Source organism: Flavobacterium ichthyis (assembly GCF_009915155.1).
GTDB classification, from domain to species: Bacteria; Bacteroidota; Bacteroidia; order Flavobacteriales; family Flavobacteriaceae; genus Flavobacterium; species Flavobacterium ichthyis.
In genome coordinates, this window is sequence record NZ_JAABLM010000003.1 from 22,735 (window position 1) to 47,721 (window position 24,987).

Here is a 24,987-nt window from a genome sequence, read left to right on the forward strand (position 1 = left end):
TCTTAAATTTCTTACAATTTATGCAATCCCACACAAGCATCAATTCTTTCGAAATTTTCAAACCCATTGTCGCAGTCGTACACGATCCCATTTTAATCTTAAATAAAGATTACACTGTATTGTTGGCGAACAATGCATTCATGCAAAAATTTGAACTAGAGACTCCATCGGTAGAAGGTCATAATTTTTTTGAATTAGCCAATGGTGTGTTTAATTTTTTTCAGCTAAAAACATTGTTTTTATCAATAAATGAAGCTGTTCCTATAGAAAATTTTGAATTCGAACATGCGTTTCCGAAAGTTGGAAAAAGAGTTATACTGCTAAATATCAACGTTTTAAATGATAATAATTTAAATTTAATTGTAATATCGTTGAAGGACATTTCGGAAGCACGCGACATTAGAACGGATCAATTAGCTACTTCACGGTCATTGTTGCAGTCTTTATTAAATATCTCTAATTACGGTATTGCAAGTTATGAAGCAGTTTACAATGATTCAAAACTAATTACAGATTTTAAAATTATTTACACTAATCCGGAAGTTCCTCGAAATTTTGGCTTAGAACAATCTGATGTTTTGAACAAGTTGTGTAGCGAAGTGTATCCTGGTATTTTCGAAAACGGTATTTTTGAAAAAATGGCGCATTGCGTAAAAACCGGAATCGGCGAAAAATATGAAACGACCGCAATAGTTGGAGGAAAGCAAATTTGGCTTCAAGCTAACATTGAAAAATTAAATAACGGTGTAGCCATCACGTCTAAAAATGTAACCGAAGAAAAACTGGCAGCACTTGAAATTGAGGCTATGAATGCAGAACTCGAAAAACAAAATGTTGAGTTGGCTTCTTTTGCCTACATCTCGTCACATGATTTACAAGAACCTTTAAGAAAAATTCAATTATTTTCTACTCGAATTTTAGAAAAAGAACAAAACAACTTTACTGAGGCTTCACGCGCTTATTTTTCTAGTATTGTAAATGCTGCCAAAAGAATGCAAAATTTAATCGAATCATTGTTGATGTATTCGAGTATGGATGCAAGTGAAATTAAATTTAAATCACTAGACCTTAATAAAATTATAGCTGATATTAAAAATAATTTTTTTGATATAATTGAAACTAAAAATGTTCAGATTATAGCCACTAATCTTCCTAAATTAAGAGTAATACCCATTCAATTTCAGCAGTTAATTTCAAATTTAATTACAAATAGCATCAAATACAGCAAGCCAGATGTTGCCCCGATAATTAAAATTTCTGCAAAAAAAATAATTTCGCAAGACCATAATGGAAGAGAATTTTGGCAAATTGACGTGGCAGATAATGGAATAGGATTTGCACAAGAATATGAGCATCAAATCTTTGAACTATTCAAACGCCTACACGGTAAAACTGATTATGAAGGAACAGGAATTGGACTAGCAATCTGCAAAAAAATTGTTCAAAAACACGGCGGTTTTATAAAAGCCAAAGGCATTTTAGGTGAAGGTTCTGTATTTTCTGTTTTTATTCCAATAAAATAGTTGCCCACAAAAAATTGCTAAAAAAGCTTAAAAAATTTATAAACAGCAATAACCGTTAAGGCAAATATAATGTGGGCAATAAATAATTGTATATAATATTGCTCAAACTTTATTTTTGGCGTGGAAGATGATAATGTAAACATAAAATGCCACGAAATAATTCCCACAACTCCACTAATCATGCCGAAAATAACTCCAGTAAACCACGTAGGATCTATATCAGTCCAACTCCAAATAGCATGAAAAATTAAGACAAAACATAATCCAAACAAATAGTGTAAAATCCATCCGGTTATTACCGTCCTCTCCGGAAGCCATTCTTTTTTCATGGTCTTTAACAAAAAATTCAGCAGAACTGGTTCCTTAAAAATTTCTCTAAATTTTTCTGAAACATAATAGCTAAACGCCGTCATAGCAGTTGTCCCGAAAATTGTAGCTAAAAGAATTTTAAATATTTCGAACATAATAATTACGCACTTTAAATACTAAAGTTATTGTAATACCTATCAATATTTTTACAAAATTTTAAATTTTATTTATAAAAAATTCAATATAAAGAACATATAAAGCTTAATTAAAATCATATAAAGCGTTTTAATTCTCCCTACCGTAACTTTGAAATATAAGAATTGGAAAATCTTAGTTTAAACAATAATAAAGTCTTTGTTAAATAAAAATTCAGGAATTCTTGAGTGAGTATTGTTTTTTGAGATTTATTATTTGTTTGAAATCCCCATTACGAAACCTGATGGGGATTTTTAAATTGTTTTTTTTTAATTACCAAATACAAACGCTATGAAAAAAAGTATGATAATCGGAATCGCAGCTGGTGCAGCAGCAGTAACTGCATCAATTTTAATTGCAAAAAAATTGCACGTTTTAGATAAATTACTTTGCCGTGCAGAAGGATTAACTGGAAAACTTACAGACTATTGCGACGTTTTGCCAAAAGGCGAAGAAAAAAACGTAAGCAAAGAATTCAAATAATTTCACAATTTTTACCTAACAAAAAGCAGTTTCTCTTTTATGATGAAACTGCCTTTTTATTTTAAACCAAATTAAAATAGAACTATGAAAGCAATCATTTTATTGGCGACTTTAAAAAAAGAGGGGTTGTCTAACACCGAGGTTTTATGTGAATTTCTTGTAGAATTTCTTCAGAAAAATAATATTGATAGCGAAATTGTAAAGCTAGTAAATCACAATATTTTACCAGGAACCTTTACAAACATGGGACAAAATGATGATTGGCCTAAAATTTTTGACAAAATAAAAACGTCTGAAATCATTATTTTTGCATCGCCAATTTGGTGGAATCATCATTCTTCCGAACTTCAAAAAGTGATTGAACGATTAGACGAGGTTCATGACGAAATTTTGGCTGGAAAAAAATCTGTTTTGGAGGGAAAAGTTGGCGGAGTTGTCGTTACTGGCGATTCTGATGGTGCTCAAAGTATTATTGCAAACGTTGCAAATTTTTTCAGCGCAATCGGAATTGCCTTGCCGCCGATGTCCACGTTAACGGTTATTGATGAATTGCAAGCCAAATCAAACCAGCCCACACGCGAAGAACTTTGGAAAAAATACCAAAAAGATTACACCGAAACCGCGCAAAAAATGGCAATAAACCTAAAAAAGTTTGCAAAACAAAAAAGTTCCCAATAAGCGGGAACTTTTCATTATATTAAAGCTTTATAATCCATTTCCATAAATTCCTTAAAACGTTTGATGTCGTTTTCCACCATATTTTCAAAGATAGGATTCAACACTTTTGCGACAGATTCTCCGGCGTGTTCCAAAGGTGCCGTGTAAGAAATCACCACATTTAATCTTGTGGTCAAGTCGTCATTTTCACGAAAATTTATTTTTCCCACGTTGTGAATTACTGCTTCACCGTAAGAACTCCAACTCAATTCTTTATTGGGCTCGTCTTTCAATATCACCGCTTTCCACTTCATTGTCGCTAAATTCACCGGGATTTTTGCCTTCCATTCTGAAGTAATATGATCAATTACAGTTACGCTTTCAAGATGTTTCATAAAAACTGGAAGATTTTCAAGCTTACGCCAAAAGTGATAAACCTCAGAAACCGGCTTGTCAATATCCATTGATACCCTGATGTTGATATTCTGCGCTTTTTTTTCTTCAAGTTTTTTTCCCGCCAAACGATAGGCAGGACAATGACCACTAACACCTCTAAAAATCATAAATCCTGACAAAATACTCTGCGGAATATTCGCCGGTTTTTTCTTCAAAGCATCATATAACATCAAACTGCCGGAAATCAACGATACCACGCGTTCCGTTTTTGATATATTCACTTCAAGTTCTTTAATTGGCTGAATTTGTTGACTGTTGTTCATATTTATTATTTTGGATAAACATAAATGTAAGACCTAATTTTGTTTTTCTAAACTTACTTAACCAACTTTTAACGAATGTTACTCTAAATTTTTTTATTAAAACTGAAGCGTTACATTTGCTAAAATTTTTTTGACTATGAAAGTAGTTGTCATCGACAATTTCGACAGTTTTACTTATAATTTGGTGCATTATCTCGAAGCGTTAAATGCAGAAGTAACCGTTTTTAGAAACGATGATTTTGAGTTAAACGAACTGGAAATTTTTGACAAAATTGTGCTTTCACCAGGTCCAGGAATTCCTAGCGAAGCTGGATTACTCATGAAAACCATTGAAAAATTTTATTTAACCAAACCTATTTTAGGCGTTTGTTTAGGTCATCAAGCCATCGCAGAATTTTTTGGTGGAAAATTAATCAATCTCAGCCAGGTTTTTCACGGAATCGCAACACCAATTTCAATAAGTGATAACTCCGAAACTTTATATCAAAACTTACCCAAAAATTTTTCCGTAGGAAGGTATCATTCATGGATTGTTTCTAAAGAAAATTTTCCGGAAAATCTTCAGATTACAGCGGTTGATAATGATCAAAACATAATGTCATTCTCACACAAAACATTAAATATCAAAGCCATACAATTTCATCCAGAAAGTATCATGACGGAATTTGGCAAAGAAATTTTAAAAAACTGGTTGGAATCTTAAAAATCAGCAAAGTTGTTTTCAAACGTATAAATATTGAAAGAAATCTTGTAATGGATTTTTTATTTTTTAAGGCGAAATTTACTCAATCAACCTTAAAAATAAAATTGCCATGGAACATCACCCTTACAACCAAGATGCTAACGATAGAAAAATAGATAATCCACAATTAAATCGTGATCAAAATTCACGTTTTGACAAAGACCGAAATTTTGACGAAGAAAACAATTCTGAGGAAGAAAATAACGACAATGATGATTTTTTAGATGATGGTTTTCGAGATGGAATGAATGACGACAAATATCCCTCAAAAACTGATGACGAAAATATAAATGACAATCCTGAGGTTACAAAACGTGACCAAAAACGTACAGGAAACGATACAGAAAATCGTCCATAATTATTAAATTCTTATAAAAAAAGTGGAGTACAATACTTCACTTTTTTTATTTTTTTCCAATAAAATTTTTGATATGAAAGCAATTTGGCGAGGCGGAATCAGCTTTGGACTGGTAAATATTCCCATAAGATTATATAGCGGGTCAACTTCTCATAACATCAATCTCGACATGATCCGAAAGAAAGACCAATGTCCTATTCAATATGTCCGAGTTTGTAAAAAAGATGGAAAAGAAGTTTCTTGGGACGATATTGCCAAAGGTTATAAGAAAGATAACGGCGATTATGTGGTACTTGATAAAGCAGATTTTGCGAAAGCATTACCCGAAAAAACGCAAACCATCGACATCTTTGAATTTGTGTTAGAAAAAGAAATTCCTTCGCAATACTTAGAAAAACCGTACATCGTTGAACCTACAAAAGAAGCCCGAAAAACCTACGTGTTGCTTCGAGAAGCGTTAAAAAAATCAGGTAAAGTTGGTTTGGCAAAATATGTTTTGCGAACTTCTGAACATCTCGGAATATTAAAAGTTGAAGATGATGCTATTTTGTTAATTCAAATTCGGTTTGACCAAGATTTACGCGATTCTTCCGAAGCCAAGATTCCTAACGATATTAAAATTGCTAAAAAAGAATTGGATGTTGCCATGTCGATTATTGACCAACTTACGGACAAATTTGAACCGGAAAAATACAAGGACACTTACAAAGATGAGTTGCTCAAAATGATCAAGAAAAAAGCCAAAACCAAAGGAAAAACTGTCAAAGAAAAGAAAACTGAAAAAGAGAAAAGCAAGCCAAAAGCTTCTAACGATTTATTAGACCAACTTAAAGCCAGCCTCGAAGCAATTAAAAATTAAAAAAAAATGGCTCTCGAAAAATACAACCAAAAGCGTGATTTTACCAAAACCAAAGAACCCAAAGGCGTGAAAAAAACGTCTCGAGGGAAATTGACTTTTGTGATCCAAAAACATGCTGCTTCGAGTTTGCATTACGATTTTCGGTTGGAAATTGACGGTGTTTTGGTAAGTTGGGCCGTTCCAAAAGGTCCAAGTGCCAATCCTTCGGACAAACGTTTAGCGGTTCATGTGGAAGATCATCCCATGGATTATTTTGACTTTGAAGGAACGATTCCAAAAGGGGAATATGGCGGTGGAACCGTGATGGTTTGGGATTATGGAACCTATCGACCAGAAAATGCGGAAGGGAAAATTTCGCAAGACAACTCGTTGATGGAAAAACAATTAAAAGATGGTTCGATTAAAATTATTTTAAAAGGAAAAAAACTTAACGGAGCTTGGCATTTGGTCGAAATGAAAGGCAAAGAAAATATGTGGTTATTGATGAAAGCCAAAGATGAATTTGCCGAAACAAAAATGAATTTTGATGAAACGTCAGCGATTTCCGGTTTAGATTTTAAAGGTATTGAAGCCAATGGAAACATTTACAGTTCAAAAAATGGAAAAAAATTGTCTTCGGCAGAAGCCAAAAAAGTGATTGATTCCGAAAAATCTTCAAGTAAAAAAAATAAAGCTGAAACACAAAAAGTTGACGATATTTTTACGCGAGAAGATTTGGCGGAAGCCAAAAAAATTAAAAAATTTCCTTCAAATTGGCGACCACAATTGGCCACTTTAGCAGAAGAACCTTTTGACCATGATGATTGGATTTTTGAAAATAAATTCGATGGTTATCGGTCGTTTGCGCAAATCGAAAACGGAAAAGTGAACTTGATTTCAAGAAATGGAAATTCGTTTAACAAAAAATACGCTGTATTGGTCGAAACATTTTCTACCATAAAAGATGATATAATTTTAGATGGCGAAATTGTGGTGGAAGACACAAATGGAACGAGCAAATTTCAATGGTTGCAGCATTTTGACGAACATCCTAAAAAAGGAAATTTGAAGTTTTATGTATTTGACATTCTGTATTTTAACCAATATGATTTACGTGCGTTAACGTTATTGCAACGCAAAAAAATCCTGAAAGCAATATTACCAAAATTGAAAAACATCAGCATTTCAGAACATACAATTGGCAAAGGAATTGAAACTTTTCAGGCGATTGAAAAATTAGGTGGCGAAGGAATTATTGCTAAAAAAATTAACTCAAAATACCACGAGAGTTTGCGAAGTAAAGATTGGCTTAAAATCAAAGCGACTAAGCAACAGGAAATGGTAATTGGCGGATTTACTGAACCTTCAGGAAGCAGAAATAGTTTCGGGGCGTTGTTAATTGGCTACTATCAAGACAAAAAATTGCTTTTTTCAGGAAAAGTTGGAAGCGGTTTTAGTGATGAAGTTCTCAAAAATTTACATTCAAAATTAAAAAAAATAAAGCGCAAAACTTCGCCGTTTGCTAATGATGTTGATTTAAAAGACGTGCATTGGGTTTCACCAAAATTAGTGGCACAAATTAAATTTTCGGAAAAAACCGATTCAGGAAGTTTACGGCATCCCGTTTTTCTGGGTTTGCGAACAGACAAAAAACCGAAAGATGTAATTTGGGAAACAGAAGAAAATACTGATGAAATTGTTGCCGATAAAATTTCGGCGAAAGCCAAAAAAAAAGAACGAAAAACAACTGATTTTCCAGAAAGTAAAGTAGAATTCACTAATCACCATAAAATTTTTTGGCCAAAAGAAAAATATACAAAAGGCGATGTAATTCAATATTATAATGAAATTGCCGAATACATTTTGCCTTATTTGAAAGACAGACCACAATCTTTATTGCGAACGCCAAACGGAATTAAGAAGCCCGGTTTTTTTCAAAAAAATGTGGAAGGTCAAGTTCCCAACTGGGTCAAAACCCGAAAATTAAAATCGAAATCCACCGGCGAAAATATTACCTATCTGATTTGTCAAGACCGCGACACCTTGTTGTTTTTGGCGAACTGGGGTTGTATTGAACTCAATCCTTGGAGTAGTCGACTGGGAAATTTGAACCATCCAGATTATATCATTTTTGATTTAGATCCTCACGAAGCCGATATAAAAAAGTTGGTAAGAACTGCTTTAACACTAAAAGAAATTTTGGATACCTTGCAAGTTCCAGCCTATGTTAAAACTTCTGGCGGAAAAGGATTGCACGTTTTTATCCCAATTTTACAAAAATATTCTTACAATAATACAAGAGAGTTTTCGCAGATTGTCAGTCAGATGGTTTTAAAAAAATTACCCGAAATTGTAAGTTTAGAAAGAAGCCCTTCTAAAAGGAAAGGAAAAATTTATCTCGATTTTTTACAAAACGGAAAAGGAAAAACCATGGCAAGCATTTATTCGCTTCGTCCCAGAGATGGCGCAAATGTGAGTACACCATTAGAATGGGAAGAAATTAATAACAATTTGAACCTCAGTAAATTCAATATCAAAACCATTTCAAAACGGCTTGCAGAAAAAGGTGATTTATGGGAAAATTTTTTTAATGATGCCGTTGATTTAAAAAAATTACTAGAAAAAATCTAAAGAAAATGTATTCCGCTTTTAAACAAATTTTACATTTTTTTAATAAAATTGAAGTGCAAAAGTGTTAAATTTAGTTACAAATAAAAATTACCACATTGAACAAATACGTCAAAAAATCGCTTAAAATTCTCGCTTGGATCATTGGGTCAATTATCGGATTGTTTTTGCTGATTGTTATTTTAATCCAAATTCCTTATTTCCAAAATTTGTTAAAAGATCAAGCCGTTTCTTATCTGGAGAACAAAATCAAAACGCCAGTTTCCGTAGGAAGAATTGAAATTGGCTTGCCCAAAAATGTGATTATTCGCGATGTTTATTTTCAAAGTCAGGAAGGCGACACGCTTTTGGCCGGAGAAAAATTAAAAGTAGATATCAGTTTATTTAAACTTTTGGACAACACCATAGAAATAAATAGCGTTGATTTACAAGGAATTACCACAACTATAAAACGAAATAAAGATTCGGTTTTTAATTTTGATTATATTATTGATGCTTTTGCGTCAAACGAGCCCAAAGACACCACTTCTACTCCAATGGAAATTTCGGTGAAAAATATAAATCTTGACAGAATTCGCGTGCGTTTTGCTGATGAAATTTCGAAAAATGATTTGACTGCTTATTTGCATCATTTCGACACCAAAATTACAAAATTTGACTTGAATAAAATGGATTTTACCATTCCGAAAATTAATTTAGATGGTTTTAAAGTAATGCTCAAACAAGGCGAAATTGTTCAGGAAGTCGCGCAAAATACTGTGGAAGTTACGGACGAAGCAGTAAAAAGTCCGGAGTTAAGTTTGGAATTAGGCGAAATTTCTTTGGCAAACATAGACGTTGGTTTTGACAACAAAGGTTCTTCTTTGAATACCGGAATTAAGCTCAAAAAATTGTTGGTTGAATTTAATGCCATCAATCTCAAAAAGCAATTGATTGATTTAGATAAATTTGAAATCGATGGTATTTCTGGTGGCTTAACTTTTGGAAAACTCGATAAACCCATTGAAGTTGACGCTCCGGAAACGCTCGAAGCAACTGCTCCAAACTGGCGTGTGAAATTGGCCAATTCTTCAATTCAAAATATAAATTTTAAATTTAATGATGAAAATTCGCCAAAGGTTTCGCAAGGGATTGACTTTAAACATTTGAATATTAGCAATTTAAATTTAAAAGCAAAAGATTTATATTACAGCAAAGACACAATTTATGGCAACATTGCGCAATTTTCAATAAAAGACCAAAGTGGTTTGGACTTGCAACGTTTTGAAACCGATTTTTTCTATGGTCCGAAACGTGCTACTTTAAAAAATTTGTTGGTAAAAACGCCTCAAACTTCCTTGCAAGATGCAATTCAAGTAACCTATCAAAATATATCAGAAATTTCTGATAATCTTGGCGATTTGGGAATCCAGGCTTCATTGCAAGAAAGTCAAATTGGTTTTAAAGACATATTGCTTTTTGTACCCACGTTGAAAAGTCAGGATATTTTTAGAAATAATCCCAACGCGATTTTGTACATCGATAGCAAAATTGCTGGAAAAGTAAATAATTTGTCAATCCCAAAACTGCAAATCAGCGGAATTGGTTCTACCGTGGTTGACGCCAGTGGAAAAATTACGGGTTTGCCAAATGTTGAAAATGCTTACTTTGATTTAAAAATTAACCAACTAAAATCTTCGGCAAAAGATATTAATATGTTTGTGCCAAAAGGAACCATTCCGGCGAACATTCAAATTCCTTCACAACTCGCATTGAACGGTTTTTTTAAAGGAAAAATCAACAATTTTAATACAGATTTGAATTTACAAAGCAGTTTTGGAAATGCAAAAATCAAAGCACTTTTTGACCAAAGACGTAAAAATTTTGAAAAATATGATGCCGATGCCGTGATTTCTAATTTTGATTTGGGCCAATTATTGAAAAATGATTCCTTGGGAAAAATCAGTTTGAGAGCGAAAGTTAAAGGAACCGGATTGAATCCTGAAACCGCAAATGCTATGATTGATGGAAAATTGCAAAGTGCGGAATTTAATCGTTACGTTTATCGAGATTTACAGCTTCATGGAGAAATTCGTCAGGGGAATTTTGACCTCACAGCCGGAATGAATGATGTGAATTTGACTTTTGATTTAGACGCCGAAGGAAATTTTAAAGGAAAATATCCTGCTGTGAAACTTAAATTAAACACAGATATTGCTGATCTACAGCGGTTAAATCTTCACGCAGGACCAATGAAATTACGCGGAATTATTAATGCTGATATTGACGATTCGAGTCCGGAAAACCTCAACGGCAAAATCAGAATGTACAATTTTTTAATTGCTGATGCCAAAGAAACTTATGCGTTAGACTCGATTAAAATTGACGCTTTTTCCTCTGCCGAAGGCGATAGTATTCGTTTGCAATCACAATTTTTAAATGCTTTCATCAAAGGAAATTATCAGTATGACCAAATTGGAACGGCGTTAACCAATTCTATTGCAAAATATTACGATGCCAATCCAACTTCAGAAAAAAAATCATCGCTTCCGCAACAATTTGATTTAGAATTAGTGGTGAAAGATGATCCTATTTTGTACAAATTGGTGCCAAGTTTAAAAAGTTTTTCGCCTATAAATTTAACGGCAAATTACAACTCCGAAGGCGATTCGATTACTGTTAACGGGAAAATTCCGAAAGTGATTTATGGCTCAAATACCATTACCAATGGCGAAATTGATGTAGAAACTTACGAAGATGCATTGGTGTATAGTTTGGTAATTGACGATATTCATAGTGGTGAAATTCATTTACCGTACACGAGTATTTCTGGTGATGTGAAGGAAAATCGGGTAAATTATACCTTATTAATTAGAGATACTAAAGAAGAAGACCAATATTTACTAGCCGGAAATTTAAAGGCTGAAGATAATGCTACGCAAATTTCTTTGGAACCCGATGGCTTGGTTTTAAATTACGAACCTTGGGATATTGATCGCGAAAATGTGGTTCGTTTCGGTTCAACCGGAATTTACGCCAATAATTTTGAATTGCGTAACGATAGTAGTTCAATTGCCATTCAATCTCAATCCGAAGCCGCCAATGCTCCAGTAGATATTACTTTAAAAGATTTTGAAATTGCTACCATTACAAGTGCTGTTGCCAAAGATACTTTGCTTGCCGGAGGAAAAATCAACGGAAATGTTTTGCTTAAAGACATTACTAAAACCATGACTTTCACCGCAGATTTAAACATAGATGAATTTACTTTCAAACAAGATACCGTAGGAAATATTGCGGTAAAAGTGGACAATAACGTTGCCAATACTTTAAATACAGATGTGGCCATCACTGGTGGCGAAGGCAATCAGGTGAATCTTACGGGAACTTACAGAACCGACAATAACGCTTTAAATATGAACCTGAATATCGACAGACTTTACATGAAAAGTATTCAAGGTTTTACCATGGGAAATATTACTGAAAGTACAGGATTTCTTTCGGGAGACATGAATATTACAGGAAGTGTTTCGCAGCCGAGTGTAATTGGAGAATTGAAATTCAACGAAATTGGTTTCCGTGTAAAACAGCTTGCCTCCTATTTTGATGACATGAACGATAAAATTTCTTTTACAAACTCTGGAATTAATTTTAATAAATTTTCTGTTTCTGATGTAGATGACAATCTTTTGGTGATTGACGGAAATGTTGCCACTACCAATTATACCGATTTTGGTTTTGGCTTGACCGTAAAAGCTGACAATTTTAAAGCAGTAAGTTCAACGGCAAAAGATAACGACTTGTATTATGGCGATTTATTCATCGATACAAATTTAAATGTCCGAGGAGATTTGAATAAACCGATTATTAACGGAAAACTAAAAATTAATGAGGATACTGATTTGACCGTTGTTCTGCCTCAATCAGATCCGTCAATTGCTGATCGTGAAGGCATTGTTGAATTTATCGATCAAGACCAAATGACAATTGATGAGCGATTTGTAGTCGCCGATTCGTTAAACCAGTCAGATTTTCGAGGAATGGATGTTTCGGTAAATATTGAAATTGTTCGCGAAGCAGAATTAACTTTGGTAATCGATAAAGGAAATGGTGATTATTTGAATTTAAAAGGCGAAGCACAACTCACCGGAGGTATTGACGAATCTGGAAAAACCACCTTAACCGGAAGATATGAATTTGAAGAAGGCGCTTACGAAATGTCATTTAATTTTATCAAAAGAAGATTCGAAATACAAAAAGGAAGTTATATTCTTTGGAAAGGCGAACCAATGGCGGCAGACGTAAATATTACCGCTGTTTATGAAATTGAAACGGCTCCAATTGATTTGGTTGATAATCAAATTGTAAGCAACCGAAATACTTTCAAACAAAGAATTCCTTTTGAAACTTTATTAAAAATGAACGGCGAATTATTAAAGCCAGAAATTTCTTTCGACATCGTTTTACCAGAAGGCAATAATACCGTTTCAACCGAAGTGACGAACCTGACCAAAACCAAATTGGCACAAATTCGTCAAGAGCCTGGAGAATTAAACAAACAGGTTTTTGCCTTGTTATTGTTAGGAAGATTTATTGGTGAAAATCCTTTTGCCAGCGAAGCAGGAGGCACCAATGCCGGAGCAATTGCACGGCAAAGTGTGAGTAAAATTCTTTCACAACAATTAAATAATTTGGCGGCAGATTTAGTTCAAGGTGTGGAACTTGATTTTGACTTACAATCGCGCGAAGATTACACAACTGGTTCGCGTGAAGATAGAACAGACTTAAACGTTGGTTTATCCAAAAGATTATTAAACGATAGATTAAAAGTGACCGTTGGGAGTAGTTTCGGTCTCGAAGGTCCACAACAATCTAACGAGGAAACTACCAATATTGCCGGAGATATTTCAGTAGATTATCAATTAACCAAAGACGGTCGTTACATGGTTCGAGCGTATCGAAAAAACCAATACCAAGTAGCGTTGCAAGGTCAAGTGATTGAAACCGGAGTTGGATTTATCATCACCATGGATTACAATAAATTCCGAGAATTATTTCATAGAACTGCCGAAGAAAAAGAAATGTCGCGCTTAAATCGTGAAAAAAAACAACGCCAACGGGAAAAAGAAAAAGCCGAGAAAGCCAAATCTAACCAAGAATTAGAAGAACAAACCAATAAAAATGCAGAAAAAAAATCCGACGATGAATAAACTTTTTAAATATAGTCTTGCCGTTTCAGCCCTACTTTTATGGAGTTGCAGCAACCTAAAATACCTTCCGGAAGGTGATGCATTGTACGTTGGTGGCGAAGTAACGGTGGAAGATACTTTGCTTTCAAAATCAGAAAGAAAAAAATTAGAAAAAGAACTCGAACCGCTTTTGCGTCCTAAACCTAATAGTTCATTTTTGGGTCTTCGCCCAAAGTTATACTTCTACAACATTGCCGGAGAACCTAAAAAAGACAAAGGTTTTAGATATTGGTTGCGAAATAAAGTGGGAGAACCACCCGTTTTATTCAGCCAAGTCGATATGGAATACAACGAAAGTATTCTTCAAAATTATGCCGAAAACAAAGGATTTTTCAAAACCGCAACCGAATCAGATTCAACCGGACATAGCAAAAACCGAAAAGTTACTGCAGAATATATTGTAAAACCCGGACCTCAATACAAAATTAAAAGCGTCACTTTCCCGCAAGATTCTTCGCAATTAAGCAAAGACATTGCCCAAGTAACCAGAAGAAGTCGCCTTCGTGAAGGTCGTCCTTACGATTTAGATAGAATTAAAGCCGAACGTGAACGTATTGACGGAAGACTTAAAGAAAAAGGATATTTTTTCTTCAGTCCGGATTATTTATTGGTTCAAGTCGATTCTACTGTTGGAAATAAAGAAGTAGATTTAATAGTAAAAGTTAAAGACGAAACACCTAATCGCGCAAAACAAATTTACACCATCAACGACATCACCATTTATCCAAATTATTCCCTAAATGCTGATGACAGCTTGCGTTCTCCAAATGCTTATGTGGAAGAATACAAAGATTTAACCATCATAGATACCATTAGAACTTTTAAGCCAAAAATTTTCGATGAATCACTCGCATTCAACAAAGGCGATGTTTATAATAGAACTGACCATAATTTGTCATTAAACCGATTGATCAATTTAGGTAATTTTAAATTCGTAAAAAATGAATTTGAAATTGCCGATTCGACCTCTAATAGCTTAGATGCATTTTATTATTTGACACCTTTACCAAAAAAATCCATAAGAGTTGAAGTTTTGGCCAAAACAAATTCTGCCAACTATACTGGAACTGAATTAAATGTCAACTGGAGCAATAGAAACACTTTCAAAGGTGCAGAATTATTGACTTTAACAGGATTTGGCGGAATAGAAGTTCAAGTTTCAGGACAAAATAGAGGTTATAATGTATATCGTTTTGGTGGCGAAGCCAGTTTGGTTTGGCCTCGTTTTATCAGTCCGTTTAACTTAAAATCTTCAAGCGAATTTGTGCCGAGAACTCGCGCTATGATTGGTTTCGAACACCAACAACGCCAGCGTTTATATACCTTAAATACATTTAAAAGCTCATTTGGATATCTCTGGAAAGAAAATGTGCGAAAAGAACATCAATTGAATGTAACCGAAATTACCTTCGTAAGATCCGGTCATGTAACAGACGAATATAACCAACAAATTATTGGAAATGGAACAGCCGAAGACCCCGAAAATCCGGCTTTGGCAAGAGTAATAGAAGACCAATTAATTTTCGGTCCAAATTACAGTTACACTTATACCAATACCATGGAACGCCGCCGAAAAAATACTTTTTATTACAAAGGAAGTTTAGACCTTTCGGCTACGATTACCGGATTAATCGCGGGCGGAAATCCAGATGATCCCAAAAAAGTTTTAGGTGTTCCGTTTAGTCAATTTGCCAAAATGGAGCATGAATTTCGCCATTATTTGCGATTGGGAAGAAATTCTCAATTGGCGAGTCGCGTGATTGCGGGAGTTGGTGTTCCTTATGGGAATTCTGATCAGCTGCCGTTTATCAAACAATTTTTTATTGGTGGTACCAATAGTATCCGTGCTTTCCGGGCAAGGTCAATTGGTCCCGGAACTTTCAGAAAAGAAGTTGCCGAAGACTCATTTCTTCCGGATCAATCAGGAGATATTAAATTAGAATTAAATACCGAATATAGAGCCAAATTATTTAGCGTGGTTCACGGCGCTATTTTTGTTGACGCTGGAAATATTTGGTTAATGAACAAAGATGATAGACGTGAAGGTGCCGAATTTTCGAAAAAATTTTTAGACGAATTAGCGGTAGGAACTGGAGCTGGTTTAAGATTAGACTTATCATTTTTAATCCTGCGTTTAGACCTCGCATTCCCCATCAGAAAACCATATTTGCCAGAAGGCGATCGCTGGGTTTTTGACCAAATTAATTTCGGAAGTAGCACCTGGCGGAAAGAAAATTTAGTGTTCAATTTAGCAATTGGTTATCCATTTTAAAAATCCAACTATTTTGATTCAAACTTAAATTTCGGTATTTTAGTACACAAAAAATCAATCAAAAAACACAAATTTTATGAATGCACACGAAATTGATTTTCAAATTTTTGGCGAAGAAATGCAATACGTAGAAATTGAGCTCGATCCTCAAGAAGCCGTTGTTGCCGAAGCCGGAAGTTTTATGATGATGGACAGCGGCATTAGCATGAATACTATTTTTGGCGATGGCTCAAACCAAACGCAAGGCATGATGGGAAAACTTTTTTCTGCAGGAAAAAGATTACTTACGGGCGAAAGCCTTTTTATGACCGTTTTTTTAAATGAATTTAATGGCAAAAGAAAAGTAAGCTTTGCTTCGCCATATCCCGGAAAAATTGTAGCCATTGATTTACAACAATTCGGCGGAAGATTTATCTGTCAAAAAGACGCTTTCCTTTGTGCCGCAAAAGGCGTTACCGTGGGCATTGAATTTTCCCGGAAATTAGGTCGTGGTCTATTTGGTGGCGAAGGATTTATCATGCAAAAACTTGAAGGCGATGGTATGGCATTTGTTCACGCAGGCGGAACTTTGGCAAGAAAAGAATTGGCTTCCGGCGAAAAATTAAAAGTCGATACCGGTTGCATCGTGGGTTTTACCAAAGAGGTTGATTACGACATAGAATTTATTGGCGGAATCAAAAACACTATTTTCGGAGGCGAGGGACTTTTTTACGCCACCTTAACCGGACCCGGAATTGTTTACATCCAGTCGTTGCCGTTTAGCCGTTTGGCCGGCAGAATTTATGCTTCGGCACCACAAGGTGGCGGTCAACAACGTGGCGAAGGTAGTTTGCTTGGCGGCTTGGGCAACTTGCTCGACGGCGATAATAGATTTTAATTTTTTGAGGAGCGATTCCGAAGTTTTGCGACCGGCAGAAGGGTTATTGGAGAAAATGGGTTTTGTGTTTGGAATTTTCGGCTACAATTACAACTAAAAAATTCCTAGTACCTAATTACCCACTCCAATAGTTCGTCCCGGAATTTCGGGAGAAGTAGAAATCCCGGGAACAAAAAAGCCAGTGTTTTATTTAAGAGAAATGCGGGAGACAGCTCCTAAAAAAGAATTAATAAGCCATTAATTCTTTCAGCGAGTTTTCTAATCTTCCTTTAGCTAAAAATTGATCTTCCAAAGCTTTGGTGAACGGAATCGCAGAATCTAAACTAGCCACACGTTTTACCGGTGCATCGAGATATTCAAAACAATTTTCCATGATTAACGCCGAAATATCGCTGGCAATTCCGCCAAACATGGTGTCTTCTTGAACGATAATGCAACGAGACGTTTTTTTCACAGAATTAAAAATGGTTTCGGTATCAAGGGGTTGCAAAGTTCTCAAATCAATCAAATCGGCAGAAATTTCCGGGTTGTTATTGAGCACTTCCAAAGCCCAATGAACGGACGCTCCAAAAGCAATAATCGTTACATTTTTTCCCTCACGTATGGTGGCGGCTTGCCCAAACGGAATAGTGTAATAATTTTCGGGAACTTCTTGGTAAACGCTTCGGTACAGCTGTTTGTGCTCGAAAAATAATACCGGATTCGGGTCGTTGATTGCGGTGTTCAAAAGGCCTTTTGCATCATACGGAAAAGCAGGATAAACGACTTTTAAACCTGGCGTTTTGGTAAACCAGGCTTCGTTAGTTTGCGAGTGAAACGGACCTGCTTGGGTTCCACCTCCACATGGCATTCTGACTACCACATCGGCTTTTTCCAGCCAACGGTAATGCGATTTTGCCAAAAGATTTACGATGGGATTGAAACCTGTAGAAACGAAATCAGCAAATTGCATTTCGACTATGGCTTTATGGCCGTTGATGGAAAGCCCCATTGCGGCAGAAACTACGGCACTTTCGCAAATTGGCGTGTTGAGCACTCTTTCTTTACCAAATTTTGCCACAAAACCGTCTGTGATTTTAAACGCACCACCATATTCGGCAATGTCTTGTCCCATAATGACTAGATTTTCGTGGCGTTCCATTGATTGACTCAAACTTTGGGAAACGGCATCAATTAATCTTATATTTTGAGATTCGGCTGAAGGTTGAAATTCTTCGAAATTGTATGGTTTGTAAACGTCGTTGAGTTCCTCTTCGAACGTGGCGACAATTTCGGGTTCGGTTTGCACCATTGCCCAATTTTCATCGATTTCTTTCTTGATTTCAGCACGAATTTCGTCGTCAGTTTCTTCCGAAAGAACATCGGTTAATTTTAAATATTTTCTGTAATTGTCCACTGGATCTTTAATCGCCCACATATCCATCAACTCTTGCGGAACATATTTGGTACCACTCGCCTCTTCGTGACCACGCATTCTGAAAGTTTTAAATTCTAACAAAACCGGACGAGGATTTTCAACCATGGATTTTTTGAGTACCGATAATTTATTAAAAACCTCCAAAATATTATTTCCGTCGATAATATGACTTTCCATTCCGTAACCAATTCCTTTATCGGCGAGATTTTCGCAACGGTATTGTTCGTTTGTAGGTGTCGAAAGTCCGTATCCGTTGTTTTCAATGATGAACATTACCGGTAAATCCCACACGGAAGCAATGTTTAAGGCTTCATGGAAATCGCCTTCACTCGTAGCTCCTTCTCCTGTGAAAACAGCCGTAACTTTTCCGTTTTTCTTTAATTTATTGGCTAAAGCAATTCCGTCGGCAACCCCTAATTGTGGACCAAGATGCGAAATCATTCCAATAATTTTGAATTCCTGAGTTCCAAAGTGAAATGAGCGATCTCTACCTTTGGTAAAACCATTTTTTTTGCCTTGCCATTGCGAAAATAAACGGTATAAAGGAATGTTTCTTCCGGTGAAAACACCAAGATTTCTGTGCATTGGCAGGATATATTCGTCTTGGTCTAAAACCGCGGTAACCCCACAAGCGATTGCTTCTTGCCCTATACCAGAAAACCATTTAGAAACTTTTCCTTGACGGATGAGAATCAACATTTTTTCTTCGATCAATCGGGGTTTTAAAATTCTTTTATATAAATCTAAAAGTTGTTCGTTGCTTAAGTTTTGGCGGTCGAAATTCATCATTTTACGAAAAGGTTTGCGTACATTTTTAGGTTGCCCAAAAGTATAAAAAAATAACAGCTTGGCGACACAATGTTGCAGAATTTTCAATTGTTAATAACTTTTGAAAGAAGTTTCACATAAATAATTTTACATTTGTGATAATAAGGCTTTACGCCAAAGCAAAGTTATTAACATCTATTTTTAAAAGAGTATGCAAAATATTCCTAGTGTTGACTTGCGTGATTTCCTTTCGGACGACCCGAAACGTAAACAAAAATTTGTAAATGAAATCGGAAAAGCATTTGAAGAAATTGGCTTCGTTGCTTTAAAAGGTCATTTTTTAGATGACAAATTAGTGGATGAATTGTATGGAGAAATCCGTAATTTTTTCTCTCTTCCTCTAGAAACAAAAGAAAAGTATGAAATTCCAGGAATTGGTGGTCAACGTGGCTATGTTTCTTTTGGAAAAGAACATGCAAAAGGCAAGAAAGAAGGCGATTTGAAAGAATTTTGGCATTTTGGTCAATATGTAAATAAAGATTCAAGATGGGCTTCAGAATATCCAGATAATGTTGAAGTTACAGAACTTCCAAAATTTAATAAAGTAGGAAAAGAAGCCTATCAAATGCTTGAAAAAACTGGAATTTACGTTTTGAGAGCTTTGGCATTGCACTTAGGTCTAAACGAATTTTATTTTGACAAATATGCCGAAGAAGGCAATTCGATTTTAAGACCGATTCATTATCCACCGATTACAAAAGAACCAGAAAATGCTATTCGCGCTGCAGCTCATGGCGATATAAATTTAATTACGCTTTTAATGGGAGCTCAAGGTCGCGGATTGCAGGTACAAAATCACAAAGGTGAATGGATTGATGCGATTGCGGAACCAGATGAGTTGGTGATTAATGTGGGTGACATGCTTTCACGTCATACCAATAATAAACTAAAATCTACAATCCATCAAGTGGTAAATCCGCCGAGAGAATTGTGGGGAACTTCGCGATATTCTATACCGTTTTTTATGCATCCGGTTAGTGATATGAAGTTGGACTGTTTAGAAAATTGTATCGATGAAAAAAATCCAAAATTATACGACGACATTACAGCGGGAGAATTTTTGCATGAACGCTTGGTTGATTTAGGATTAATTAAAAAATAGTACCAAATTCCAATAATAAAATTCCAAATTCCAAATATTGTACTTTTGGAATTTGGAATTTATTTTTTGAAAATTTTACAAATATGGATTTGCAAGACCAATTAAAAAAACTTTTTCCAGACCATCAGGTTTCAAACGAACCAGAAGCTGTTGAGGAAAAAGACCACGAATTATTTGTTCAAAAAGAACCAATGCTTTGCAAATATGAAAAGCGAAAAGGAAAACCAATCACCATAATTTCGGGCTATGAAGGCGAAGACGAAGATTTTAAGATACTTGCCAAAGAAATAAAAAGTAAATTAGCCGTTGGCGGAAGTTTCAAAGATGGCGAAATCATTATTCAAGGCGATTACCGCGACAGAATCATGAACATCCTCAAAGAAAAAGGCTTCAAAGTAAAACGTGTAGGTGGATAGTATCCTAATCCCCAATGGGGAACCAAAAAAACATATAAATAAAAAAACCTATTGACCCCTAATAGGAATGCCCCCTTTGGGGGTTAGGGGGCTACTATGATACAATCATCAGAATTAATCCTAAATCCGGACGGTAGTGTATATCACTTAAATCTAAAACCAGAACATATTGCACACGACATCATCTTCGTTGGTGACCAAAATCGTGTGGAAAAAATCACGCAGTTTTTTGAAAAAATAGAATTTTCAGCCCAAAAAAGAGAGTTTAAAACCCAAACGGGCATCTATAAAGGCAAACGCATAACAGTAATGTCAACCGGAATTGGACCTGATAATATCGATATTGTCCTCAACGAATTAGATGCTTTGGTCAATATCGATTTGGAAACACGTCAGCCGAAAGAAGAACTTACTTCTTTGAATATCATCAGAATCGGAACTTCAGGTTCTTTGCAGGAAGATATTCCAGTGGACAGTTTTGTGATGTCAAAATACGGATTAGGTTTGGACAACATGCTTCGCTCCTACTTGATTGATGAAGTTTCCAATCCACATATAGAAGAGGCTTTCATCAAACATACCAATTGGGATGAAAGAAAAGGAAAACCCTACGTTATCAAGTGCAGCGATAAACTAGAGCAACTGATAGAAAGCGATAAAATGTTTAAAGGAATTACCGCAACTGCTGGTGGATTTTATGGTCCACAAGGAAGAGTTTTACGTCTTGGTATTCAAGATGCAGAATTGAATGCCAAAATGGATAACTTTCAATTTGAAGATACTAGAATTACAAATCTTGAAATGGAAACTTCTGCTATTTATGGTTTGTCGGCTTTGTTAGGACATCATGCTTTGTCGTTAAATACTATCATTGCAAACCGTGCAAGCGGAACTTTTAGTGAAGACCCGTATAAAGCTGTTGATGAATTGATTAAATATACTTTAGATAAATTGGTTCAATAAATTTTTCATGGATTTAGTTTTAGAAACACCTCGTTTACTACTTCGCGAAATGCGTCATGAAGATGCAGAAGCTTTATTTGAAATGGATTCAAACCCAAATGTGCATGCATATTTATGGAAAAAACCTGTTGTGCATCTTGATGAAGTTCATGCTTACATCGATATGGTCCGACAACAATATATCGATAATGGAATCGGACGTTTTGTGGCGATAATCAAAGAAACCAATGAACTCATCGGCTGGACTGGAATCAAATTCGTAAACGACCACATCGAAAACGGAAATACCAATTTCTATGATTATGGTTATCGTCTAAACGAAAAATTTTGGAACAAAGGCTATGCTACCGAAGCCTCGAAAGCTTGGCTCGATTATGGTTTCAACAAAATGAATATCCAAGAAATGAACGCTTACACCCATGCTGAAAACGGAGCATCAAATCAGGTCTTGCAAAAAGTGGGTTTTAATTTCATTGAAGATTATCCAGACAAAGACGGTGTGATTTGGAAATGGTGGCAACTAAAGAAAAGTTATGAGTTATGAGTTATGAATTGTGAGTTTTGAATTGTGAGTTTTGAATTGTGAGTTATATCATTACTTCTAACCTTGTAAACTTTAAACCTTAAACTTTAAACTGTTTTAAACCTTTAAATAAAAAAAATGAAAACAATCAAAATAGCCGGAGTTCCAGAACATTTCAATTTACCGTGGCATCTTTGCATCGAAAATAAAGAATTTGAAACCGAAGGCATCAACCTTGAGTGGACCGATGTTCCCGAAGGAACCGGCAAATTATGCCAAATGCTTCGCAACGATGAAACCGACATTGCCGTCATTTTAACCGAAGGCATCATCAAAGACATTGTGGCTGGAAATCCGAGTAAAATTGTTCAAGTTTATGTAGAATCTCCTTTGATTTGGGGCATTCACGTGGATGCAAAATCAAAATACAAGACACTTTCCGATTTGGAAAACAAAAAAGTAGCCATTAGCCGAATTGGTTCTGGTTCACAATTAATGGCGTACGTAAACGCTGGAAATTTAGGTTGGAATCCCGAAAACTTGAAATTTGAAATCGTCAACACCATTGATGGAGCTGTTGAAGCCTTATCCAACGGAACAGCCGACTACTTTATGTGGGAACGCTTTATGACAAAACCTTTAGTTGATGCCGGAATTTTTCGCAAAATTGGCGAATGCCCTACGCCTTGGCCTTGTTTTGTAATTGCTGTCAGAAATGAAATTTTGGAGAATCATTTTGAAATCATCGAGAAAATCCTTAAAATTATCAATCAAAAAACAGCACATTTTAAACAAATTGAAAACATCGGCATAATGCTTGCAACAAGATATAATCAGCAAGAAACCGATATTCTAGAATGGCTTTCATTAACCGAATGGTCTCAGGAACAACTCACACCCGAAACGTTAAACAAAGTTCAAAATCAGCTGCTGGAACTCGGTCTTATCGATAAAAAAAGTAATTTTGCAGAAATAGCAATAAGCTAAAAAATTCTCGGCCCAAGGGTTGCTATGACACAAAAGGAGCAAATAAATTTTCAGAATATCAAAGAAAAACTGCAGGTTAAAAAACCTTGGGACAGTATTATTATTGTGCTTTTGAGTGTGTTGATTGCCATTCCCGTTTTCATTATCATTCACCATCAACTTATCGACCCAAACTGGCCATATCAAATCGACAGAATTTTACTTTTTATTGGGGTCGTAGCGTTAATAACCATCGTGTTAAGATTGCTAAAAACCATCATCATAATCTGTTTAACCTTATATTTATTGGTATTAATTTACGGAAGTGTTTTTGGAAGTTACGGCTTCAACAGTGTCTTTGAAGATTACCGTTCTATGGTTTATATGATGGCCGACGACCCAAATCCACAAGACATCATCATCTCCAAATTATTACCTTTTCCCAATAAATCCAAAATTTTAAACGCCATTGAATACGACAATCCGAAAGTTCGCAACTTCGCACTTCTCGCCACAACCAAACATTTTAAAAACGTAAAAACCCATCGGGAATACCGGTTAATCATTCAGTGTTTTGCGGTATTTAAAGAAATTCAAAGCCGTTGGAACTACGTTAACGATCCAAAAGGTAAAGAATATATAGCAAGAGCCACTGAATCCCTCATCCATTTTTCCGGAGATTGTGATGATCACGCAATTCTCATGGCCGCTTGCGTTCGTTCGGTTGGCGGTACACCACGGCTTATTCACACTGGAGGTCACATTTATCCAGAAGTTTTAATTGGTAACAAAACTGATCTCGAAGCTATCAACTATTTGGTCAAAGAAATTCTATTTCAACAAGAAAGTAAAAACAAAGAACTCCATTACCACATTGACGAACGTGGTCAAATTTGGCTCAACCTCGATTACACCGCCACTTATCCAGGAGGTCCTTTCATGTCAGAAGAAATTTTAGGAGCTTTGACTTTGAATTAGAAGCGAAATTTTCGGCATTTTTAAAACCATGTTCCTGCCTTCCTTCCAAATCTTTTTATTTTTTTAAAGAAAAAAATAAAAAGGATTTTCCCTCCAGTCAGGGCTAGATGAAAAACTTTAGGCTTCTATTACACTTTTGGACTCAACTTTGTCTAAAATGTTTCGCCTTTTCAGAGATTTCCATAGCCAAAGCTACAATTTCAAGATTTTTAGATAAAACCTGTAAGCTATCAGAATATTACCACTCAATTTCTGCTTTACCTTTCGATTTCAAGTAATTATTTGATTGACTAAAGTGTTGATTTCCAAACCACAAACCACGATTAGCACTCAAAGGTGAAGGATGACCAGTTTCTAGAACCAAGTGTTTTTGTCTATTGATTTTTAAACCTTTTTTCTTAGCAAATCCACCCCAAAGTAGGAAAACAACTTCTTCACTATTATCTGAAATTTTTTGAATTACGGCATCTGTAAACGTTTCCCAACCTTTCTTTTGATGGCTTCCAGCTTCGTGAGCTCTAACGGTTAAAGTCGCATTTAGCAACAAAACACCTTGCATAGCCCAACGTTCTAAATTTCCTGTCGCAGGAAAAGGCTTCCCTAAATCGGCTTGAATTTCCTTGAAAATATTAACCAATGAAGGTGGAAAAGGAATTCCGTCATTAACCGAAAAACACAAACCATTAGCTTGTCCAGCTCCATGATAAGGATCTTGCCCTATTATTACCACTTTTACCTCATCAAATTTACAATGGTCAAAAGCCGAAAAAATTTGAGAACCTTTCGGATAACACGTAAATTGCTGGTATTGTTGTTTCACAAATTGAATTAATTCTTGAAAATAAGGTTTTTCAAACTCATTTTTCAAAACGTTCTCCCAAGACGGATGGATCTTTACAGTCATATTTTTATAAAAATCCAAATTTCGGAAAATAAACTCAAATTGAACGTAATTTTTAGCATTC

General features: G+C 35.4%; 20 protein-coding genes. 16 read left to right on the forward strand and 4 right to left on the reverse strand.

The window, feature by feature from the left end:
• The first annotated feature begins 20 nt into the window (after window positions 1-20).
• Window positions 21-1,523, forward strand: a complete 1,503-nt coding sequence (locus GV828_RS03020; protein ID WP_166535997.1) for a sensor histidine kinase — start codon at window positions 21-23, stop codon at window positions 1,521-1,523.
• A 17-nt stretch (window positions 1,524-1,540) separates the two neighbouring features.
• Here the strand turns inward: GV828_RS03020 and GV828_RS03025 are convergent, their stop codons facing one another.
• Window positions 1,541-1,987 (reverse strand): hypothetical protein, encoded by a 447-nt coding sequence (locus GV828_RS03025; protein WP_166535998.1) that lies wholly within the window; start codon window positions 1,985-1,987, stop codon window positions 1,541-1,543.
• 343 nt (window positions 1,988-2,330) lie between these two features.
• Here GV828_RS03025 and GV828_RS03030 point away from each other — a divergent pair, with 343 nt between their 5' ends.
• Window positions 2,331-2,510, forward strand: coding sequence for a hypothetical protein (locus tag GV828_RS03030; protein WP_166535999.1), 180 nt, complete (start codon window positions 2,331-2,333; stop codon window positions 2,508-2,510).
• 84 nt (window positions 2,511-2,594) lie between these two features.
• Window positions 2,595-3,188, forward strand: a complete 594-nt coding sequence (locus GV828_RS03035; protein ID WP_166536000.1) for a flavodoxin family protein — start codon at window positions 2,595-2,597, stop codon at window positions 3,186-3,188.
• A gap of 14 nt (window positions 3,189-3,202) precedes the next feature.
• Here GV828_RS03035 and GV828_RS03040 read toward each other — a convergent pair whose 3' ends face one another.
• Window positions 3,203-3,886 (reverse strand): SRPBCC family protein, encoded by a 684-nt coding sequence (locus tag GV828_RS03040; protein WP_166536001.1) that lies wholly within the window; start codon window positions 3,884-3,886, stop codon window positions 3,203-3,205.
• A gap of 136 nt (window positions 3,887-4,022) precedes the next feature.
• Here GV828_RS03040 and GV828_RS03045 point away from each other — a divergent pair, with 136 nt between their 5' ends.
• The 7 genes from GV828_RS03045 (at window position 4,023) to GV828_RS03075 (ending at window position 16,829) form a co-directional block, all read left to right on the forward strand.
• Complete coding sequence (locus tag GV828_RS03045; protein ID WP_166536002.1) at window positions 4,023-4,589, forward strand: anthranilate synthase component II; 567 nt, start codon at window positions 4,023-4,025, stop codon at window positions 4,587-4,589.
• 109 nt (window positions 4,590-4,698) lie between these two features.
• Window positions 4,699-4,986: a hypothetical protein gene (locus tag GV828_RS03050; RefSeq protein ID WP_166536003.1), complete on the forward strand. Its 288-nt coding sequence runs from the start codon at window positions 4,699-4,701 to the stop codon at window positions 4,984-4,986.
• Between the two features lie 73 nt (window positions 4,987-5,059).
• A complete protein-coding gene (gene ku, locus GV828_RS03055) occupies window positions 5,060-5,845 on the forward strand; it encodes a non-homologous end joining protein Ku (protein ID WP_166536004.1) in 786 nt (261 codons plus the stop codon).
• Between the two features lie 6 nt (window positions 5,846-5,851).
• A complete protein-coding gene (gene ligD / locus GV828_RS03060) occupies window positions 5,852-8,455 on the forward strand; it encodes a DNA ligase D (protein ID WP_166536005.1) in 2,604 nt (867 codons plus the stop codon).
• A gap of 95 nt (window positions 8,456-8,550) precedes the next feature.
• Window positions 8,551-13,641, forward strand: coding sequence for a translocation/assembly module TamB domain-containing protein (locus GV828_RS03065; protein WP_166536006.1), 5,091 nt, complete (start codon window positions 8,551-8,553; stop codon window positions 13,639-13,641).
• On the forward strand, window positions 13,634-15,952 hold the full coding sequence (gene tamL, locus GV828_RS03070; RefSeq protein ID WP_235935406.1) for a translocation and assembly module lipoprotein TamL: 2,319 nt from the start codon (window positions 13,634-13,636) through the stop codon (window positions 15,950-15,952). The genes GV828_RS03065 and tamL overlap by 8 nt, the downstream gene beginning before the upstream one ends.
• A gap of 76 nt (window positions 15,953-16,028) precedes the next feature.
• Complete coding sequence (locus GV828_RS03075) at window positions 16,029-16,829, forward strand: TIGR00266 family protein (protein WP_166536008.1); 801 nt, start codon at window positions 16,029-16,031, stop codon at window positions 16,827-16,829.
• Window positions 16,830-17,055: 226 nt separating this feature from the next.
• Here GV828_RS03075 and GV828_RS03080 read toward each other — a convergent pair whose 3' ends face one another.
• The gene (locus tag GV828_RS03080; protein ID WP_166536191.1) at window positions 17,056-19,032 is read right to left on the reverse strand and encodes an alpha-ketoacid dehydrogenase subunit alpha/beta; all 1,977 of its coding nucleotides are present in this window, start codon (window positions 19,030-19,032) and stop codon (window positions 17,056-17,058) included.
• A 193-nt stretch (window positions 19,033-19,225) separates the two neighbouring features.
• Here GV828_RS03080 and GV828_RS03085 point away from each other — a divergent pair, with 193 nt between their 5' ends.
• From GV828_RS03085 to GV828_RS03110, 6 genes are all read left to right on the forward strand, one after another.
• Window positions 19,226-20,176 carry an isopenicillin N synthase family dioxygenase gene (locus tag GV828_RS03085; RefSeq protein WP_166536009.1) on the forward strand — a complete coding sequence of 317 codons (951 nt, stop codon included), beginning with the start codon at window positions 19,226-19,228 and terminating at the stop codon, window positions 20,174-20,176.
• An 83-nt stretch (window positions 20,177-20,259) separates the two neighbouring features.
• Window positions 20,260-20,592, forward strand: a complete 333-nt coding sequence (locus tag GV828_RS03090) for a translation initiation factor (RefSeq protein ID WP_166536010.1) — start codon at window positions 20,260-20,262, stop codon at window positions 20,590-20,592.
• Window positions 20,593-20,688: 96 nt separating this feature from the next.
• Window positions 20,689-21,555 carry a nucleoside phosphorylase gene (locus tag GV828_RS03095; RefSeq protein ID WP_166536011.1) on the forward strand — a complete coding sequence of 289 codons (867 nt, stop codon included), beginning with the start codon at window positions 20,689-20,691 and terminating at the stop codon, window positions 21,553-21,555.
• Window positions 21,556-21,562: 7 nt separating this feature from the next.
• Window positions 21,563-22,099: a GNAT family N-acetyltransferase gene (locus tag GV828_RS03100; RefSeq protein ID WP_166536012.1), complete on the forward strand. Its 537-nt coding sequence runs from the start codon at window positions 21,563-21,565 to the stop codon at window positions 22,097-22,099.
• 117 nt (window positions 22,100-22,216) lie between these two features.
• Window positions 22,217-23,065 (forward strand): substrate-binding domain-containing protein, encoded by an 849-nt coding sequence (locus GV828_RS03105; RefSeq protein WP_166536013.1) that lies wholly within the window; start codon window positions 22,217-22,219, stop codon window positions 23,063-23,065.
• Window positions 23,066-23,089: 24 nt separating this feature from the next.
• Window positions 23,090-24,022 (forward strand): transglutaminase, encoded by a 933-nt coding sequence (locus GV828_RS03110; RefSeq protein ID WP_166536014.1) that lies wholly within the window; start codon window positions 23,090-23,092, stop codon window positions 24,020-24,022.
• 238 nt (window positions 24,023-24,260) lie between these two features.
• Here the strand turns inward: GV828_RS03110 and ung are convergent, their stop codons facing one another.
• Entirely contained in the window at window positions 24,261-24,926 is a 666-nt protein-coding gene (gene ung, locus GV828_RS03115) for a uracil-DNA glycosylase (RefSeq protein ID WP_166536015.1), read from the reverse strand.
• Window positions 24,927-24,987 lie beyond the last annotated feature (61 nt).

Bases quoted from the DNA above. Each gene is read 5' to 3' on its own strand.
- GV828_RS03075 (WP_166536008.1), top strand. From the start codon at position 16,029: ATGAATGCACACGAAATTGATTTTCAAATTTTTGGCGAAGAAATGCAA.
- GV828_RS03100 (WP_166536012.1), top strand. From the start codon at position 21,563: ATGGATTTAGTTTTAGAAACACCTCGTTTACTACTTCGCGAAATGCGT.
- ku (WP_166536004.1), top strand. From the start codon at position 5,060: ATGAAAGCAATTTGGCGAGGCGGAATCAGCTTTGGACTGGTAAATATT.
- tamL (WP_235935406.1), top strand. From the start codon at position 13,634: ATGAATAAACTTTTTAAATATAGTCTTGCCGTTTCAGCCCTACTTTTA.
- GV828_RS03095 (WP_166536011.1), top strand. From the start codon at position 20,689: ATGATACAATCATCAGAATTAATCCTAAATCCGGACGGTAGTGTATAT.
- GV828_RS03085 (WP_166536009.1), top strand. From the start codon at position 19,226: ATGCAAAATATTCCTAGTGTTGACTTGCGTGATTTCCTTTCGGACGAC.
- ligD (WP_166536005.1), top strand. From the start codon at position 5,852: ATGGCTCTCGAAAAATACAACCAAAAGCGTGATTTTACCAAAACCAAA.
- GV828_RS03080 (WP_166536191.1), bottom strand. From the start codon at position 19,032: ATGAATTTCGACCGCCAAAACTTAAGCAACGAACAACTTTTAGATTTA.
- GV828_RS03110 (WP_166536014.1), top strand. From the start codon at position 23,090: ATGACACAAAAGGAGCAAATAAATTTTCAGAATATCAAAGAAAAACTG.
- GV828_RS03040 (WP_166536001.1), bottom strand. From the start codon at position 3,886: ATGAACAACAGTCAACAAATTCAGCCAATTAAAGAACTTGAAGTGAAT.
- GV828_RS03035 (WP_166536000.1), top strand. From the start codon at position 2,595: ATGAAAGCAATCATTTTATTGGCGACTTTAAAAAAAGAGGGGTTGTCT.
- GV828_RS03050 (WP_166536003.1), top strand. From the start codon at position 4,699: ATGGAACATCACCCTTACAACCAAGATGCTAACGATAGAAAAATAGAT.
- GV828_RS03030 (WP_166535999.1), top strand. From the start codon at position 2,331: ATGATAATCGGAATCGCAGCTGGTGCAGCAGCAGTAACTGCATCAATT.
- GV828_RS03020 (WP_166535997.1), top strand. From the start codon at position 21: ATGCAATCCCACACAAGCATCAATTCTTTCGAAATTTTCAAACCCATT.
- GV828_RS03045 (WP_166536002.1), top strand. From the start codon at position 4,023: ATGAAAGTAGTTGTCATCGACAATTTCGACAGTTTTACTTATAATTTG.
- GV828_RS03090 (WP_166536010.1), top strand. From the start codon at position 20,260: ATGGATTTGCAAGACCAATTAAAAAAACTTTTTCCAGACCATCAGGTT.
- GV828_RS03105 (WP_166536013.1), top strand. From the start codon at position 22,217: ATGAAAACAATCAAAATAGCCGGAGTTCCAGAACATTTCAATTTACCG.
- ung (WP_166536015.1), bottom strand. From the start codon at position 24,926: ATGACTGTAAAGATCCATCCGTCTTGGGAGAACGTTTTGAAAAATGAG.
- GV828_RS03025 (WP_166535998.1), bottom strand. From the start codon at position 1,987: ATGTTCGAAATATTTAAAATTCTTTTAGCTACAATTTTCGGGACAACT.